Consider the following 18,421-nt stretch of genomic DNA (forward strand, 5'->3'; position numbering starts at 1 on the left):
CTCCCTTTGCAAAAGTCTTCCTCTGCTCTATTCCACATCGGTTTGGGAGATGCCTGCCAATTGAATGCCAGAAAAAGTGCAGACATAGAAAAAGCATGACCCGATAAACTCGGATCATGCTTTTCCTTACCTTATCCTCCGTTTCGTCCCTGGAGGATTTTCGCACGCGGAAAATTCTATTCAATTCGATTCTTCTACAAACGTACATGTTGGCGATGTAAACAAAACTCCCGCCTATGCAGTTTAATGGCGCTGGCCGTCTTTGGATTTTTCACATATACTTCTCAGTGATCAATAGACTTTGCAGCCAGGCGTTCAGTTGCACTTACACAAAAAACCTACCTGTTACTGTTAAAACGAAACTTCTTTAGGCTGAACCATTTTCATCTGGTTCCCGACAAGAGCTATATCGCCAGTAAAGCAAATCTTCCGCCAAGGCTGTGCATATTCTCATCAAAAGGCGATTCCGGTAAAAACCGCTCGTGTCTTCTGATGGTGATTCCGCCTTGTACTAAGTGAATACCCCGTCATTTCAGGCTTAAACCTATTTTTCGTAATTTTCTCATTAATTTTAAAACTTTTTTACTTTTCTAGGTTTGGACCTTATACTTAGAATTAGTTCGACATCCGGAATACAAAGGGAGAGAAAATCATTGGTTAAAAGTTTACCGACACGTTCAGAAGTATTAATAGAAGAAACATGGAATTTAGAGAGTCTTATGGCCAGCCCCGAAGCATTCGACAGCGCCTTAGAGGATCTTGACCAAGAAACGGCCGCCTATGCCGAGAAATTCCAAAACCGTATCACTGACGCCGAGTCAGCCCTCCAAGCCCTTGAAGCGTATCTTGAGATTGCTGAGAAATTGGTAGCACCGGGCACTTATGCCAGCCTCTCCTACAGCACCGACCAAACCGATGCGGCAGCCCAGATGCGCGCCGGGAAATTCAGCGCATTTTCAGCTAAAATTAGCAGCCGGCTCGCTTTTGTCACGAGTGAATTATTGGAACTACCCGAACAAGCCTTGAAACAAGCCATGTCAGAATCGCAGGAATTCGAAGGCTACCTGAAGAAATTGCTGCGCAAAAAACCGCATCAACTGCATCCGGCAGCCGAGAAAGCATTGGCTTCCTACTCCTCGGTTTTCCAGGCGCCGTACGAACTGTACAATACAACCAAAATGGTCGACATGGACTTTCCTGATTTCGAAGCTGGCGGCAAATCCCATCCCCTTAGCTATGTGTCATTCGAAGGCGATTGGGAAGCGGAAACCGATACCGAACTGCGGCGCGCCGCATTCAAGGCGTTTTCCGATAAGCTGCGCGATTATCAGCACACGACCGCGAAAACATATGACATGCAATTGCAGACTGAAAAAACGACAGCCGATTTGCGCGGTTATAGCGATATCTTCGAATATCTGCTATCTAATCAAGAAGTCGACCGGACGCTTTACGACCGTCAAATCGATTTGATTCAAACGGAACTCGCGCCGCATATGCGCAAATACGCACGTTTGCTGCAAAAAACGCATGGCTTGGATAAAATGACCTTTGCCGATTTGAAGATTTCCCTGGACCCGGAATACGATCCGGAAATTACGGTCGAGGAATCCAAACAATACATTAACGAAGCGCTCGGCATTATGGGAACCGATTATTTGGATATGGTGGAACGCTCGTACAATGAACGCTGGATCGATTTTGCCCAAAATAAAGGCAAATCGACAGGCGCATTTTGTGCAAGCCCTTACGGCGACCATCCATATATCCTTATTTCCTGGACCGGCCGCATGAACGAAGTGTTTGTGCTAGCGCACGAACTGGGCCACGCGGGGCATTTCTATCACGCCAACCGTGAACGAAATCTCTTTAACGCCCGCCCGTCTCTGTACTTTATCGAGGCGCCTTCGACAATGAACGAAATGCTGGTAGCCAATCATTTGCTGAAGAATTCCGAAGACCCGAAATTCAAACGCTGGGTCATTTCATCGATCGTCGCCAGAACTTATTACCATAACTTTGTCACTCATTTGCTCGAAGCAGCTTATCAGCGCGAAGTGTATAAAAAAGTTGATGCAGGAGAAAACGTCAATGCCGGCGTGCTCAATGCGCTGAAACGCGGCGTGCTCGAAGAATTCTGGGGCGACGATGTGGAAGTCACAGAAGGTGCGGAATTGACGTGGATGCGCCAGCCGCATTATTACATGGGGCTTTATCCATATACTTATAGCGCTGGGCTGACGATCTCCACGCAAGTATCAAAGCGGATCTTGTCAGAAGGCCAGCCCGCCGTCGACGAATGGATCGATGTCTTGAACGCAGGCGGCACAAAAACCCCTGTGGAATTATCCAAAATGGCAGGGGTCGACATCACGACCGAACAGCCACTGCGCGACACCATCGCTTATATCGGTGAATTGATCGACGAAATGGAACGTTTAACTGAAGAAATCGAACAACAAAAAGTATAAAAAATAGGCGGCATAAAGGAAACTCCTTTATGCCGCCTGTTTTTATTTTACCCGTACGACGCGCATCATTAATTGTTCGAGAATAATGGCGATAATGGTCCCTGAAATCAAGCCATTCGATAAAATGGCAGCAACAGCGGATGGCAAGCCAGCCATACTTTCTGTCGGGATGAACATTAAGCCCACACCTGTCATAAGTCCAAATGCGGCCACTTTATAAGATCGCTTGCGGTTAGGCTCTTCTTCCAATTCGTTAAACGCCATCTCGACCATTTTAGAGAAAATCGCAAAAATGACAGCATACGCGACCGGTGCCGGCAAAGAGGCGAGCACGGCCATTAATTGTGGAAACAAACTGATGCCGGCCACAATAACCCCACCGAAGATGAACGGGCGGATGCCTGGTGTTCTGGTCGCACTAACGAATCCGGCAGCGCCAGAAATCGGCACAGGGCCAACAGAAGAAAACAGCCCCGCGAGCAAATGGTTCAATCCTGAAGCGACCGATGCCTGTTTCATGCGGTCTTCTGCTTGGATGGAAAAGGCGTTTTTCAGCAAGCTTTCCATAACGCGGACCGAAGCCATCATATTGGCGATGAGCAAGACAGTCAGGAATAAGGTCGTGACAAGCATCCCACCGTCAAAGACGAGCGGGCCAAAGACCAACATTTCCGGGAACGTCAACAATGCCCCCTCAGCCTTTGGAATACTTGGCGCTTTGCCGATTGCCCAAAACAATAGCCAACCAAAAGCGATGGACAAGAGCACGGAATAACGGCTGATGAACGCGGAGCGATGGAACATGAAATAGAACGTAATCAAAATGACGGCAACTGCTGCCAGCAGTACCTTAACGTCCATTAACTCCCCTTCCGATGAAATGCCGAACAAGCCTTTCATGATCGATTCACTGATTTGCAATACCAGCAACAGCAAATAGATAAAGGTGACGGTTGGAGTGAAAAACTGTTTTAGCTTGTCCACTATGCCTGTCACGGCAAAAACAATAAATAAAATACCGCTATAGAACAAGCCGCTTTGCAGCACTTGCAAGGATTCCTCAGCGGTTGAATACAACACGCCGACAAGGCCAGCATAGACGATAAACACGCCCCACCACAATCCGGCTGGCCCTTCATTGATGGGTAAGCGGTGACCGACGAAGGCCTGGATCAGGCAGGCGATGCCGAGGACGAAAATGGTGCGCTGTAAGAATAGCGCAGTATCGGCTGTGTCCATGCCGAAAATGTTTGCGATGGCGATGGGGGCTGCAATGGAGGATGCGATCAGGAAAATCGCCCATTGAAAGCCGCCCGCTAAATTTTTTGTCATGAGGCAACTCTTTTCATTTAAAGTATTGTTCCAGTATACACGTCCTACAAAATAGAAAAAGGCCCTGAAACGTCAGGGCTTTTTCGTTGGCGAGCCATTTGTATGTTGTGGCTCCTCCGATGCATCCGGATTTGCTTGTTGTTTTGTCGGTGCTGATTCATCGGAATCTTTCTGCATCTCGCCGCGGTCATAAATCACCGGGTATCCTTGCTCATTCAACTTCTTGACTTGCTTGCGCGACGCTTTCGTCAACAAACGGACGATCAGGATCGACAAGATGAAAATGATGACGACCGAGATGATTCCCGGAATATATTCTGATTTATCTTCAGGAAAATAGAGAAAATCCATAAATGACTACCACCTTTAAACTTCAAGTTTCCATTGTATTATACATGAAGTGAAGCGGTTATTGACGCTTGTAAGGTGAACATTTCATGGCAATCGGACAGCGTGCGATACCGCATCTTTCAGGATTTCGTATGAACGCACTCGCTTGTCTTGGTCGTAGATATAGGAGACAGCCATCAATTCATCAATCGCCAGTGAGCCGGCAAAGCGGCCGATTTGTTCGCCCAATTGCTCAGCATTCCCTTTGAAGGTATAGCGTCCCATCGATCTGACCATCGCTTCTTCTGCATAGCTCCAACGGCCATCCATCGTCTCGACAGGCGGCATCAATGGATTTTTCGTGCCGCGGACAACGTTCAAGTAAAACTGGTCACTCGATGTCGAAAGCCGCTCCGCTTCTTCTGCACTGTCGGCGCCGACCACATTGACGCAAGCAATAACATACGGCTCGGCCAATGATTCAGAAGGCTCGAAGCGACTGCGGTAGATGGCCACTGCCGACTCCAGCTGTTGAGGTGCGAAATGTGCCGCAAACGCATATGGCAAGCCAAGTTTTGCCGCGAGCACCGCACTTGAGGTACTCGAGCCAAGGATGAATAACGGAACTTCCGTGTCGACGCCCGGATAAGCTTTCACGGATTCCTGCGCTTCAAGCGGACCTAAATAGCGCTGCAATTCTTCGACATCTTCAGGAAATTGAAACGCAGTTTCCTGTGTCGTCCGGCGAAGAGCACGAGCGGTTTGCATATCGGTGCCCGGCGCGCGGCCAAGTCCTAAGTTGACGCGTCCCGGATGCATCGTTTCGAGTGTGCCGAATTGTTCGGCGACGACGAGCGGCGTATGGTTCGGCAGCATGATGCCACCGGAACCGACTTCGATTGTTTGTGTCGCTTCAAGCACTTTGGCAATGAGAATTGACGTCGCAGAACTTGCGAGCGTTGGTGTATTGTGATGCTCGGACAACCAGAACCGTTTATAGCCGAACTGCTCGGCATGGCGTGCGAGGTTTTTCATATCTTCGAATGCTTGCCCCATCGGATAGCCTTGGCGTACTGGTACAAGGTCCAGGATGGAAACCGCAAGCTCTTGTGTTTGTTGTGTCATCTGTCAACTTCCTTTCATCCAATCGGATGATATAAGGATAGGAGGAAATTCCTTCAAACTCAAACTATCTGCCTTAGCTATAATTGATAGCTTTTGCCGATTTCAGCGAATGCGACATTGCCGCTATAGGTTTTTTTCGCTTCCTCGAGAATTTCGGATAACTCCCCGTACTGCGGCAAATGAGTCAACAAGAGCTGCTTGGCTGAAGATTGTGCTGCGAGTTTTCCAGCTTGGCTGCCACTCATATGCCCTTGGATGATGCCGAGGTATTTTTCGTACAGGTTCGACTCTGCAACAAGCAGATCCGCTGATTCAGCGAATGGCACGAGTTCGTCTTTCCACGCCGTATCCGCCGTAAAGACTGCTGATTGTTCTCCATTTGTAAAACGCATTGCCAGGCAGTAAACCGGATGATCCGTTTCACAGAATGTCACTTGAAACGGACCCAACGCTAAGCTGTCATCTACATGAATCGCCCGCCCTTCCGTCACGCCTTTATACGACAACTGAGCGAAGCCTTGCGCGTCTCGGTCATGCGCATAGATCGGCAAGGGCACGTTCCATTCTTTCAATTGCATGCCGACCATCGCAGCATGCTGCAAGACGCCAATATCCGCCACATGGTCCGGATGATAATGACTGATAATGACGGCATCGATATCTTTCAACTCTGTGTAATTCTGGACCGCCGCGACCACCCCACTGCCGCAGTCAAGAAGGCAACGATAGCCGTTTTGTTCGATCAGATAAGCGCAAGTGGCTTCGTTTTTATTTGGGTAGCCGCCCCAAATCCCAATTGGTGTAATCTTCATGCTCCTCACCCTTCCAGTTTTTCTCCAGTATATCATTTCAGCGCATTTCACATAGTTTAAGAGTTTTTCCATGTGGTATATAGGAAGTAAGAAGAAAATACTGGAGGGATTCGTTTTGGTAATTAAATTATCAGTTGAAAACGCAGTACAGGCAAAAGCAGAAATCGAAAAACTTGAGTCGCAAGGGTTCACCCATGACGATATCTACATTTTCGCCCATGACCCAAAACGGACAAAAGACATCACAAAAGCACTCGACACAGAAGCAGTCGGCATGAAAGAACAAGGTTTCCTCGACAGCATGAAAAACATGACTTCTTCACGAGGCGATGAACTGCGCGCGAAACTGCATGCAGCCGGCCTCACTAAGGAAGAAGCGGATGAGTACGAAGAAGTGCTCGATACCGGGAAATTGGTCATTGTCGCCAATAAAGATCATTGATCATCAACCCCTCGCAGCGGGTAGCTGCGAGGGGTTTTTTGTGCCAATTTTAAATAGAGATTTCTGACTAATATTATGTTATGAATACTATTTAGGTATATAAACCTTCTATAAATACTAGTAAAATACTCTTGTTTTTTAAGTGTGATTTGTGAAAACGCTTTAATTTTGCTATATTTGAAAAAGGTTAATTTTCAAATAAGTAAATTTGCACGCTTAATGAGGGGGAGAAAGATGTTTAAAAGTATCAAAATGGGGAGCGCCTTTATCGGGATCATTGTCGGTGCCGGTTTCGCTTCCGGCCAGGAAATTCTCCAATATTTCACTAGTTTTGGCATCATGGGTACTGTAGCAGCCTTAATCGCTACCGTCCTGTTTGCCTATCTCGGCATGAGCTTAACGCGTCTCGGCAGCCGCATGCGCACCACTTCCCATAAAGAAGCGATTTTCGGCATTAGCGGCCGGTTGATTGGTACCATTGTCGATTGGATCATCATCTTGACCTTATTTGGTGTCGGAGTCGTTATGATCGCCGGGGCCGGTTCGATTTTCTCCCAGCAATTCGGCTGGTCGGCTACTCTTGGCAGCACCGTCATGGCAGTCTTGATCATTTTGACGATCATGCTGAACGTTCAAAAAGTCATCAACATCATCGGCAGCATCACGCCATTCTTAATTCTTTCGGTAATCGCATTAGCTGCCTATAGTTTGATCACTATGGACAGTTCGTTTTCAGCGCTTGAATCCATCGCCAAGGAGCAAGAGTCTGCAGTCGCCAATTGGTGGCTGTCGGCTATCAACTACGTATCCTTCAACATCGCGGTCGGCGCGTCGATGGCGATCGTCATGGGCGGAACCGAAAAAAATGAAAAAATTGCCGCACGCGGTGGATTAATCGGCGGACTGGGGCTTGGTGTCTTGATTATCTTAAGCCATTTGGCTATTTTCTCCAAAGTCGATGTGGTCGGCACCGCCGAAATGCCGATGCTGCAAATTGCAGACGACTTATCGCCTGTACTCGGCGTGTTCATGTCCGTCATCTTATTCGGCATGATCTACAACACGGGCGTTAGCATGTTGTTTTCGTTTTCCGCACGGTTTGTCGAAATGGGAACCGCGAAATTCCGCCTGTTCGTCATTATCGTCGGAGTCGTCGCTTACATCCTCAGCTTTGTCGGGTTCACAGAACTTGTCAGCTGGTTCTACCCGGTTGTCGGGTACCTTGGATTGTTCTTAGTCGGCGCATTGATTTACAATAATCTCCGGAAAGCAAAAAAAGAAGTGGTCCGTACTGAAAACATCCCACACCAAAGCACATAAATGTGCTTTGGTGTTTTTTCGTGGTAACGTTGCGGTATTGTTAAAATAGGCGCATCAGGATGCCCGTAAACTTGCTACAAACGAAACGGAGGAATAGACCATGAGTGAAATTATTCAATTGAATGGACGCCAAATTGAAACAGAGCGGCTTGAACTGCAACACCTGAAGGATGGCCGTAGACAGATTTCCTGCGACTTCAAAGTGACAAGCGACGCTTATCACGACATTGCCGTCTTGCTTTATGAGATGAATTTCCGTGTGAACTTACCGGCGAACGGCCAGGAATTCGACGCTGCTATCTCCAATTACTTTACCGACACCACCAATCTTTATGAAGGCAATAAAGTCGCAGACTATCACCTAGAACTGACCGAAATCGCTTCAGCATAAACTGACCAAAAAAGCGTAGGGAGAGCAATCTCCCTACGCTTTTCATTTGCGCTTAAACCGGCTTCCTGTGCTTTTCCTGCGCAATCGCGCCATCAGCTGTTCGGCTTTATCGGTACGTTCAGCTGTCTGCCTAAGATCCGCTTCGATGTCTACAACTTGTCCCGCTTCGATACTCAGCGTAAACCACATGCCCTGCCTGCTGCCTTCCGGCAAATAGCGAAGCGGCACACGGAATTCGCGTCCGGCTTGTTCTGCGATAATGACGGCCACACCGCCATCTTCAAAACGATCCAATACCCCTCTCATCTGCTCACTCCCCTATACAAGCTAATCCTTGTTCTTTCAATCCAGCGAGCTTTCCTGCCCCGATGCCATTAACGCGCGTGAGTTCATCCAGCGTGTCAAAAGGCCGCTCATCGACAATTTCTTTCGCTAGCGTTTCCCCGATACCACGCAGCTCCGAGAGTTCTGCAGTAGACGCCCCGTTGATGTCTATACACCGATTGCCGCCTTCTTTAGCGACGCCTTCCCGTTCTGTCTCGACGCTGTATTCGTGGCCGTCCGTTTCAACGATGATGGTGCCATTGACGTCGGTACCATAGACGTCCGCTCCTTCATTTTCTACAGTTGCCAGCACTTCTGCATACGGATGGCCATAAGGATTATCAAGTCCGGCACTGTAAATGGCCACATCAGGTGCGACAGCCTGCAAAAATTCACGGCTTGTCGATGTATTCGAGCCGTGATGGCCCATCAACAAGACATCTGCTTCAAGCGGCAAGCCGCTCTCGACCATTTCCCGTTCTGCCTGGATATCCGCATCCCCTGTAAAAATGAACGCGGTCTCTCCGTAACGGATATGAAACGATAGTGAATCACCATTCGTGTCGCCGCTCAGTTGTTCTGGATGAAGCACGATGATGTTCAACGAACCGATCTCGTATTCATCGCCACGACGCGGCTCTTCATATGGAATTTCCGCTTCTTCTACTGCTTCTAGTGTTCGAATAAACGTATTGGAAGAACTCGGATTTCCTGACATCCACACTTCCCCAACTTCGTAATTCTCGATAACTCGCGCCAATTGGCCAATATGGTCAGCGTCTGGGTGGGTTCCAACAACGATATCGATCGTTTCCACTTCCAGCTGATCCAAATACGCCAGCGTGTCACTCGCATTCCAATCTCCAGCATCGATCAGCATGGAATAGCCGTCCCATTCCAAATATGCAGCAGAACCTTGACCGACATCGATGTAATGGACGGTAAGCCCGCTCATTGCATCGATATCGGCGCCCTGTTCCGGCTGCACTGGATCTTGTGGTTTCGGGTTAGCCGGTTCACCGAGCGGCACACAGCCCGTCAGCCCCATCAACAAAACAGTGAGCCACAATATCTTTTTCATGTTTTCCACCTCTTACCCGAATTTTACCACAGCCTCAAAAAACGCGGAAATTCCACACAAAAAAGCACGGGGGGACCCGTGCTTTCAAGTCGACATATAGTCGCCGCCGTTCATATGCAGAAATTGCCCGGTCATATAGGAATTCTGGGGATCCGCCAAGAACACGTAAGCTTTTACGAGTTCGTATGGCTGCCCCGGCCGCCCTGCCGGCACATCTTCTCCAAAATCACTGCCAACGTCCGGGTTTAAATCGCCGAAAGTTTTTGGGATGAGCGGCGTCCAAATCGGGCCTGGCGCAATGCCATTAACCGCAATTTCTTCCCGGACGAGACGTCTGGCCAAAGAACGGGTCATCGCCACCATCGCCCCGTTAGCTCCGGAATAATCAATCAAATCGGAATGGCCCCGGTAAGCATTGATGGAAGCGGTATTGATGATACGTGATCCCTTTTTCAAATGCGGCAAAGCCGCACGTACCAAGTAAAACATGGCGAAAGCTTTGATCTCGAAAGTTTTCAGCATTTGTTCATCACTGATATCGAGCGGCGAAGTTTGCGGGTATTGAAATCCTGCATTGTTGACGACAATATCCACCGCACCAAACTCCTCAAGCGCATACTTCACGAGCGCATCGCAATTCTCGGACTGGCCAAGGTCGCCAGCAAGAGCCCGTGCCTCGCCGCCGTAAGATTGGATGATACTCAAGGTTTTGTCTGCGCCTTCTTCGTCATCGAGATAACCAATGACGACACACGCGCCTTCTTTTGCATAGGCAATTGCGACCGCTTGGCCGATCCCGCTGCTCGCACCAGTGACGATCGCCACTTTGCCTTCTAGAGCACCGCTCGCTTTATAATCAATCAAATCAGTATTGTCAAAACTTGCTTGTCCCATGACTATGCCTCCCGCCTGTTTCAGTTAGTCGGAACTTTTGATAGCCCCCATACATCCTCCGAATATTGCTGGATGGTCCGGTCGCTTGAGAAAATGCCGGAAGCGGCGATATTCCTCACGCACATGCCCGCCCATTCAACGGGGTGCTCATATGCTGCCAGTACACGCTCATGCGTTCGTGCGTAATCGGCCAAGTCTTTCAAGACAAAAAACGGGTCTCCCCCTTCTGTCAATTGGCGCACGATAAAATCGGCATGATGCGGGCCGTCTGACCATTCTCCGCTCGACAGCTCTTCAATTGCTTCACGGATTAGCGGATCCCGGTCGATAATGTCTTTCGGGTCATAGCTGCCATCATGCTCAAAGCGCATAACTTCCTCTGAACTCATGCCAAAGACAAAAGCATTTTCTTCCCCTACAGCATCGAAAATCTCGACATTTGCCCCGTCATACGTGCCGAGTGTCAGTGCCCCGTTCATCATGAATTTCATGTTGCCGGTTCCTGATGCTTCTTTTGAGGCAGTGGAGATCTGTTCGCTGATATCTGCTGCTGGAATCATGTACTGCGCATGGCCGACATTATAGTCTTCGACGAAAACGACGTGGATGTGGCGCCTTGCAATTGGATCGTTATTGACGCGTTCGGCAACCGTGTTGATCAGCTTAATGACTTGTTTAGCGAAATGATAGCTAGGCGCGGATTTCCCGCCGAACAAGAAAGTCCGTGGATACGGCCGGTAGTTCGAATCGCTTTTGATGCGCTTGTATAATTGCTGGACATGCAGGATGTTCATCAGCTGGCGTTTATAACCGTGGATTCGTTTGATGTGGATATCAAAAATCGAATCGGGGTCAACGATGGTATTATGCGCTCTTTCGAGGTGATGGATCAGCTGCTCTTTTTTCAGCTTTTTAATGGCTTGAAAAGATTCCAGAAACGGCCGGCTGTCCGCCAAATAACCGAGTTCACTCAATTGGGCAGGCTGCTGAATCCATTCCGGCCCAATGTTTTCCGTAATGAGTGTACTCAATTCCGGATTGGCCCCCAGCAACCAGCGGCGATGGGTAATGCCATTGGTCTTGTTGTGGAATTTATGCGGGAAGTATTCATTCAGTTCTTTCATTTCCCGTTTTTTGAGAATTTCAGTATGGAGTTTTGCCACTCCGTTCACTTTATAGCTGCCCACGACCGCCAAGACGGCCATCTTCACGACGCCTTCATCGATGATTGACAGTTTGTGGACGGCCTGTTCGTCCAGTTCTTTCGATTCCCATTCCATTCTGAAGCGCCGGTCGATTTCTTCGATGATTTGGTAGACGCGCGGCAAGAGCTGTCGCAGCAGCCGGCTCTCCCATTTTTCCATCGCTTCTTCCAAAATCGTATGGTTCGTGTAAGAAATGGTTCGCGTTGTCAGCGACCATGCCTTATCCCACTCCAGCTCATAGTCGTCCATCAATATCCGCATCAACTCTGGCACCGATAAAGCCGGATGCGTATCGTTGATCTGGATGGCTACTTTTTCAGGCAATTCCTCAATATCAAAATTACGTGTCGCCAGGATGGTGCGAATGGAGGCGCTGCATAAAAAGTATTGTTGTTTCAAACGCAGTAATTTGCCGCTATCGAGCGCATCATCTGGGTACAGCCGGTCAGAAATTTTCGCTGTCTCGAGTTCGTTCATCAAATGCCCCAGTTCAGCAGGCTGCGGCTGTTCGGACATTTCCGCCTGCCATAGCCTGAGCGTATTAATCGTGCCGCCCTGTGCCCCCACAATCGGCATATCGTACGGCACAGCCTTGACCCATACTGCGTTTTTCAGTTCGGTGCGGACGCCTTCTTCCTCGACAGTCATATGAGTTTCCCCAAAAAACGGGATGTCGAGCGCCAGGTCATCACGACGCACTTCGAGGCTTTGTCCTTCCTTAATCCAATCCGTCGGCGTCTCCACTTGGAAGCCTTTGACAAAATGCTGGGTGAACAACCCCCCGCGGTAACGGATTCCGCAGCCATGGCCAGGCAAGCCGAGTGAAGCGAGTGAATCCAAGAAACACGCCGCCAAACGGCCTAGCCCGCCGTTTCCTAGTCCCGGTTCTTGCTCGAGCTCTTCGATTTCAGCCAGTTTATAGCCGAGTTCCCCAAGCGCTTCTTCTACCAGATTATAGGCGCCTAGATTGTGCAGGTTCTGTCCAAGCAAACGGCCCAGCAGGAACTCAATCGATAGATAATACAATTGCTTATCGCCGCTGTTCTGATTGGCAATCTGTTGTTTATCCCATTCCATCATGACTTCTTCACAAACCATTTTTCCTAACACATGATAGGCTGTGCTTTCTGTTTTATCCCCATTTTCCACTGCCAATCGCCTGTTGAATTCTTCTTTGAATTGTTCTTTGGAGTAAAACATTTTCAACACACCCTTCAGTTTAAGCTCGCATATAACTGTTCGTAGTCTTTTGCCGAACGCGACCAGGACGAATCTCTTTTCATGCCGTTATGGATCAACGCCTTCCAATGTTCCGGCTGATGATAAAACGACAATGCGCGCGACAAGGCTTCATCATAATGAACGCCGGCTTTAAAATCGCTCAAGAACCCTGTTCCCGTAGTTTGTACTTCGTCATACTCTTCCACCGTATCGCGCAAACCGCCCGTCCGGTTCGCTACAGGGATCGTCCCATAGCGCATGGAAATCAATTGGCTCAAGCCGCACGGTTCAAAATGCGAAGGCATCAGGAAAATATCCGCGCCTGCATATAATTGATGGGCAAAAGACTCGTCAAACCCGAGATGGACTGAGACCTTTCCGGCATAGTCCACTTCCAGGCGCTGGAAAAACTCTTCAAAACGCGCTTCTCCTGAACCGAGCAACACAAATTGTACGTCGCCTTCTAGAAATTCAAGGAGGGTTTGTTCGAGCACATCGATCCCTTTTTGTCCCGACAAACGCGATATCATTGTCAACAAAGGAACATCCGGCTGTTCCGGCAGTCCGCAGCGTTTTTGGATGGCGCGCTTATTCGCCTGTTTCCCCTGCAAATCTTCTGCACTGAAAGTCTGCGCGATGTGTTCATCACCTTGCGGGTCGTAGGCGTCGGTGTCGATGCCGTTCAATATGCCTTGTAAATCGGTTTCTCTTTCGCCAAGCAAGTGTTGCAAGCCTTCCCCATAAGCCTCCGTCAAAATCTCATCTCGGTAATTCGGGCTGACAGTTGTTAATTTATCGGCATACAAGATACCGGTTTTCAGAGAATTGAAGTTTCCGTGCCATTCGACTTGCCCGTTGTCATAAAAACTTTCATCCATTCGGTATTGCTCCAAGAATACGGATTTCGAAAAATTCCCTTGGAACTGGATATTGTGAATCGTCAGCATCGTTTTCACACGGCTGGATAATTGCTGATATTGCGGATCTTCTTTCAAGAGGAACGGCAATACTGCCGTATGCCAATCATGGACGTGGACCACATCCGGTGCCGTCTCGGAACGCGCCAGGAAATCCAGTACCGCTCTGGTGAAAAAAGCATAGCGCTCGGCATCGTCTGGCCCGTAGATGCTATCGCGTTCAAAATAAGAATCGTTTTCCAAGAATAAGAACTGGACACCGTGTTTAACAAGCTCATGCATGGTGTAAGTTGCCGTTTTTTCTTTAAATTCAAAAGAATGCACTTCCATTTTACGAAACTGCTCCTGGTAGCGTTCGTGAATCAAACTGTATTTCGGGATAATGACTTGTACCTCGTGTCCAAGCTTGACCAATTCCAGCGGCAGCGCGCCGATGACATCGGCCAACCCCCCCGCTTTCGCAAAAGGCGCGCATTCCGCAGCGGCCATGACAATCTTCATTGGGCATCCTCCTTTGTGACCCGCTCGCCTTTTCGAAGGACAATTGGCCGGTCAGCTGTGCCGGTCAGCTTGACACCTTTTTCAATATAGACGTCTTTATCGGCAACTACATAAGCAAGTTCGCAATTTTCTTCGATGGTGCATTTTTGCATGATGATGCAGCTGTCAAGATTTGCGTTGCGGCCGATTGTGACTGCACGGCTGATGATGCTATTCTTGACATTGCCCATAATGGTGCTGCCATTGGCCATCATCGAATTCGATACGTCTGATCCATCCAAGTAACGCGTCGGCGGCTCGTCTTTCACTTTTGTATAGATGGGAGCTTGAGGCAAAAATAGCAATCGGCGGTTGTTCTCGTCCAATAGCCCAAGCGATTCTTTAAAATACTGCTGAATCGAATCAATGATGGCGAAATATCCTTTGTATTCATATACTCCGTATGTATACGGAGCTTTTTTCAAATTTACTAAGTCTTCGACACTGAGAATGCGCTTTTCCCGATAAGAGTGAATCAATTCAAGAATCAACCTGCGCGATAGAATGTATGATTTTAAGGAGCCGCTTGCGCCGATGGCTTCCGTAATGTCATTGCCAGACGCTAAATGACTGGCGAGCATTTCTTTATAATCCAATTGCCCCGCAACAAAACTGCTTGTTACCACGACATGCGTTTGGCGGCTTTTTTCAAAAAACTGAAGATTTTCTTCAAAGTCGCGGAAGGATCCAACTGTAGCGATGCCTCCGTTTTGATGGGTGGTCGGGAGAAAGAACAAGCCTTCTTTGCGCCGATCCAAATCCCAGCTTTTTCCAACCCCAATGTGATCAATGAGCGAACCAAAGGGTTGCGAAGCGAAAATGCCGACTGAATTGATATCTGCATTCACTAAATTCGATAAAGCGAAATCGATTAGGCGGTATCTCCCCGCGAACGGAATCGAAGAAACCGATCGATGAATGGTCAGGTCTTGAAGTCCTGCTACTTTTACAGAAGCGTCCACTGCAGCCATCAAAGTCATTGCTGTCCACTCTCCTTCCATGAATCGATTAAGTCTTGCGTCAATAGCGTGATGCCTGCTGCCGGTTCAAGCAATTGATAATTTTCCGGAACCGTGACATCTGGCGGAACGATGACGCGGCTCAACTGGGCTCCACGCCCGATTTTTGTTCCGCTCATGATGACACTGTCTTCTACGACCGCTTCCTGCTCAACCAGGACATTTTGGAAAATGACCGAATGATTGACTGTTCCGCTAATGACGCAGCCTTCGTTGACCATAGAACCTTGCACGCGACCAGTATCGGTAATCACTTGTGGCGGCAATTGGGGGTTCGATGAGTAAATCCGCCACGCAGGATCGTGCAAAACGAGCCCTTCTGACGGGTCGAGCAAATCCATATTCGCTTCCCATAAGCTGTCGACCGTTCCAACATCTTTCCAGTATCCTTTGAACGGGTAGGCCACCATTTTCTTTTGCTCTGCCAGCATTTTCGGCAAAATGTCTTTCCCGAAATCATGGCTGGATTGTTCATTGCTATTATCTTCTTCCAAGTAATGCTCTAACTTTTTCCAATCGAATACATAAACTCCCATAGAAGCGAGATTACTTTTCGGTTTTTCCGGTTTTTCATCAAATTCTACAATGTGCATATCGTCGTCAGTGTTGACGATACCGAAGCGGCTTGCCTCTTCCCACGGCACTTCCAAAACAGAAACCGTGACATCGGCTTGTTTTTCTTTATGGTATTCTACGAGTTTTTCATAATCCATTTTGTAAATATGGTCTCCTGATAAAATCAAGACATAATCCGGGTCACAGCTGGTCAGGTAATTGATGTTCTGATAAATGGCGCTTGCTGTGCCTGCATACCATTTGATGCCATCGATTTCAGCATACGGCGGCAGCATGGTCACCCCGCCTTTATGGCGATCCAAATCCCAAGGCGTACCAAGCCCGATGTATCGGTGAAGCGCATGCGGCTGATACTGCGTCAAGACGCCGACCGTCGTGATGCCGGAATTGGTACAATTGGATAGAGGAAAATCAATGATCCGGTATTTCCCGCCATAAGGAATGGCTGGTTTCGCAATATCATATGTTAATGATTTCAAGCGGCTCCCTTGGCCGCCCGCGAGAAGCATCGCAACTACTTTTTCATTCACAATAAACCACTCCCATCCTGTCTTTTTTTCCAAATACTCACCGTGAACGCCGGCAAATCAAGCTGTAACGAAAAAGGCTGATCATCGCACATGGTATCAAGTGTTTCTATCGCCTGCTGCAACTCTGCTGCAGAACCGCCGAACTGTGCTGCATTGGTGGAAAATATCTCTTCGTACATTCCTTTTTGCGGTGCGCCGACTTGAAACTCTTCGTAACGGTGTTCAGAGAAATTGCATAGCACAAGGCATTCGTCTTCCGGCAAAAACCCTCTGCGGATAAAGCTCGCTACGCTTTGTTCATGGTTATCGGCATCGAGCCACAAAAAGCCATCGCGCTCATCATCGAGTTCAAAAAACGCTTTTTCGCTTCGGTAGAACGCCAGCAATTCTTTCATGAATTCATGAATTCTCTTATGCTGTGGATCTTCGAGCGACGCCCAATCGAGTTCCGGTTGGAATTCCCATTCCTCGAAATGGCCGAACTCCTGTCCCATGAACAATAGTTTCTTACCCGGATGCGCCATCCAAAACCCAAACAGCAAACGCAACTGAAGGAAGCGTTCTTCCCTCGTGCCCGGCAGTTTGTTGAGCAAGGATTTCCGGCCATCCGCTACAGTGTCGTGGGAGAAAATCACCTGGTAACGCTCTTCGTATTGATACACCATTGAGAAGTTCATTTTTCCATGGGCTTTTGAGCGCTCTGCCGGCGGCGTTTTCATATACTCAAGCGTGTCGTGCATCCAGCCGAAATTCCATTTGTAATCAAAGCCAACACCGCCGAATTCGACCGGATGCGTCACTTTCGGATAATGCCAGGCATCTTCGGCAATCAGCAATTTTTCCGGGTAATGGCGTTTCAAGCTAGCGGTCAATTTCCTGAGAAACTCCGCCCCTTCTTCGTTATGCGGTCGTTCCTTTATGTTCGGGATGAACAAGAGATTGACGAGCGCATCCATCCGGTAACCGTCAAACTTAAATTCTTCGAGCCAATAATGGGCACTCGACAAGATAAAGCTCACCACTTCGCCTTTATTGATATCAAAGTTCAAGGTTCCCCAATCCGGGTTCATGCGGCGTTCTTCCCGCTCTTCTTCGTAAAGCAATTGGCCATTGAAGTTCGCCAACCCGTGCTGGTCCACGCAAAAATGGCCCGGGACCCAGTCCAAAATCAAACCCAGTCCATGTTCTGCGCAAGCTGTAACGAAATACTTCAATTCATCTGCCGTGCCATAGCGGCCAGTCGGTGAAAAATACCCAGTTGTCTGGTAGCCCCAAGATTCATCGAGCGGATGCTCGGTGATCGGCAAGATCTCGATATGCGTGAAGCCCATATCGATGACATATGGGATCAGCTGGTCGGCGATTTCGCGATACGTGTAAAACTCGCCGTCTTCCTTGCGCCGCCAAGTGCCGATATGCACTTCGTAAATAGCCATCGGGCGTTCTAGATGCCGGTCGTTGATCGTTTGCTTATGCTTGAGTACATCCAATGGCCACGTGTATTCGTTGGAACCGGAAACAATCGATTTGGTGAACGGGCGCTTCTCGCTTTGCCTAGCATACGGATCTGATTTCCACAACACTTCGCCATTCGGTGTCCGAAGCGCATATTCATAGAGCTGGCCTTCCAGGTTTTCCGGGATGCTTGCCCCCCATATGCTTGAATCGTGCGGATGCCGCTTTAGCGCATAAGTGGAGACGCGTTCTGTCTCGGGATCGACACAGACGACATCAGCGCCGTCAATTTCAGGAGCCCAAAGCGAAAAGGTGGTTTCTTTCCCGAGTGCATGTGCCCCAAAATACAGATAGCCATCAACCATTTGCCCTTCATGAAAAGCTTGCAGCCGTTCTGTCGTCCATGTATTCAACAAAAATTCCATGTAGCGCCTCC

Annotated in this window: 16 protein-coding genes; 4 read left to right on the plus strand and 12 right to left on the minus strand. The window is 48.6% G+C overall.

Going from position 1 to position 18,421, the window contains the following annotated elements:
- The first annotated feature begins 653 nt into the window (after positions 1-653).
- A complete protein-coding gene (gene pepF, locus AY633_RS12855; protein WP_068488698.1) occupies positions 654-2,471 on the plus strand; it encodes an oligoendopeptidase F in 1,818 nt (605 codons plus the stop codon).
- A gap of 42 nt (positions 2,472-2,513) precedes the next feature.
- On the opposite strand, the gene AY633_RS12860 is transcribed toward pepF, so the two are convergent.
- From AY633_RS12860 to AY633_RS12875, 4 genes are all read right to left on the minus strand, one after another.
- Positions 2,514-3,803 carry a purine/pyrimidine permease gene (locus AY633_RS12860; RefSeq protein WP_068488699.1) on the minus strand — a complete coding sequence of 430 codons (1,290 nt, stop codon included), beginning with the start codon at positions 3,801-3,803 and terminating at the stop codon, positions 2,514-2,516.
- A 72-nt stretch (positions 3,804-3,875) separates the two neighbouring features.
- Positions 3,876-4,154 carry a hypothetical protein gene (locus tag AY633_RS12865; protein WP_068488700.1) on the minus strand — a complete coding sequence of 93 codons (279 nt, stop codon included), beginning with the start codon at positions 4,152-4,154 and terminating at the stop codon, positions 3,876-3,878.
- An 84-nt stretch (positions 4,155-4,238) separates the two neighbouring features.
- On the minus strand, positions 4,239-5,258 hold the full coding sequence (locus tag AY633_RS12870; RefSeq protein ID WP_068488701.1) for an LLM class flavin-dependent oxidoreductase: 1,020 nt from the start codon (positions 5,256-5,258) through the stop codon (positions 4,239-4,241).
- Between the two features lie 77 nt (positions 5,259-5,335).
- On the minus strand, positions 5,336-6,070 hold the full coding sequence (locus tag AY633_RS12875) for an MBL fold metallo-hydrolase (protein WP_068488702.1): 735 nt from the start codon (positions 6,068-6,070) through the stop codon (positions 5,336-5,338).
- A gap of 115 nt (positions 6,071-6,185) precedes the next feature.
- On the opposite strand from AY633_RS12875, the gene AY633_RS12880 reads away from it, so the two are divergent.
- From AY633_RS12880 to AY633_RS12890, 3 genes are all read left to right on the plus strand, one after another.
- Entirely contained in the window at positions 6,186-6,512 is a 327-nt protein-coding gene (locus tag AY633_RS12880; RefSeq protein ID WP_068460052.1) for a general stress protein, read from the plus strand.
- Between the two features lie 234 nt (positions 6,513-6,746).
- Complete coding sequence (locus AY633_RS12885; RefSeq protein ID WP_068488703.1) at positions 6,747-7,832, plus strand: YkvI family membrane protein; 1,086 nt, start codon at positions 6,747-6,749, stop codon at positions 7,830-7,832.
- A 100-nt stretch (positions 7,833-7,932) separates the two neighbouring features.
- The gene (locus tag AY633_RS12890; RefSeq protein WP_068488704.1) at positions 7,933-8,223 is read left to right on the plus strand and encodes a DUF3219 family protein; all 291 of its coding nucleotides are present in this window, start codon (positions 7,933-7,935) and stop codon (positions 8,221-8,223) included.
- Positions 8,224-8,265: 42 nt separating this feature from the next.
- On the opposite strand, the gene AY633_RS12895 is transcribed toward AY633_RS12890, so the two are convergent.
- The 8 genes from AY633_RS12895 to glgB all read right to left on the minus strand — a co-directional run bounded on the left by AY633_RS12895 (position 8,266) and on the right by glgB (position 18,410).
- Positions 8,266-8,529: a DUF3006 domain-containing protein gene (locus AY633_RS12895; RefSeq protein WP_068488705.1), complete on the minus strand. Its 264-nt coding sequence runs from the start codon at positions 8,527-8,529 to the stop codon at positions 8,266-8,268.
- Between the two features lie 4 nt (positions 8,530-8,533).
- On the minus strand, positions 8,534-9,628 hold the full coding sequence (locus tag AY633_RS12900; RefSeq protein WP_068488706.1) for an MBL fold metallo-hydrolase: 1,095 nt from the start codon (positions 9,626-9,628) through the stop codon (positions 8,534-8,536).
- An 84-nt stretch (positions 9,629-9,712) separates the two neighbouring features.
- A complete protein-coding gene (locus tag AY633_RS12905; protein WP_068488707.1) occupies positions 9,713-10,522 on the minus strand; it encodes an SDR family oxidoreductase in 810 nt (269 codons plus the stop codon).
- 20 nt (positions 10,523-10,542) lie between these two features.
- Positions 10,543-12,927 (minus strand): glycogen/starch/alpha-glucan phosphorylase, encoded by a 2,385-nt coding sequence (locus AY633_RS12910; RefSeq protein ID WP_068488708.1) that lies wholly within the window; start codon positions 12,925-12,927, stop codon positions 10,543-10,545.
- A gap of 14 nt (positions 12,928-12,941) precedes the next feature.
- Positions 12,942-14,366: a glycogen synthase gene (locus tag AY633_RS12915; RefSeq protein WP_068488709.1), complete on the minus strand. Its 1,425-nt coding sequence runs from the start codon at positions 14,364-14,366 to the stop codon at positions 12,942-12,944.
- A complete protein-coding gene (locus AY633_RS12920) occupies positions 14,363-15,385 on the minus strand; it encodes a GlgC family sugar phosphate nucleotidyltransferase (RefSeq protein ID WP_068488710.1) in 1,023 nt (340 codons plus the stop codon). Before AY633_RS12920 ends, AY633_RS12915 begins: the two co-directional genes overlap by 4 nt.
- Positions 15,382-16,533 carry a glucose-1-phosphate adenylyltransferase gene (locus AY633_RS12925; protein WP_141705930.1) on the minus strand — a complete coding sequence of 384 codons (1,152 nt, stop codon included), beginning with the start codon at positions 16,531-16,533 and terminating at the stop codon, positions 15,382-15,384. Before AY633_RS12925 ends, AY633_RS12920 begins: the two co-directional genes overlap by 4 nt.
- Positions 16,527-18,410: a 1,4-alpha-glucan branching protein GlgB gene (gene glgB / locus AY633_RS12930; RefSeq protein WP_068488712.1), complete on the minus strand. Its 1,884-nt coding sequence runs from the start codon at positions 18,408-18,410 to the stop codon at positions 16,527-16,529. Before glgB ends, AY633_RS12925 begins: the two co-directional genes overlap by 7 nt.
- Between the last annotated feature and the right edge of the window lie 11 nt (positions 18,411-18,421).

Source organism: Planococcus maritimus (assembly GCF_001592825.1).
GTDB classification, from domain to species: Bacteria; Bacillota; Bacilli; order Bacillales_A; family Planococcaceae; genus Planococcus; species Planococcus maritimus_C.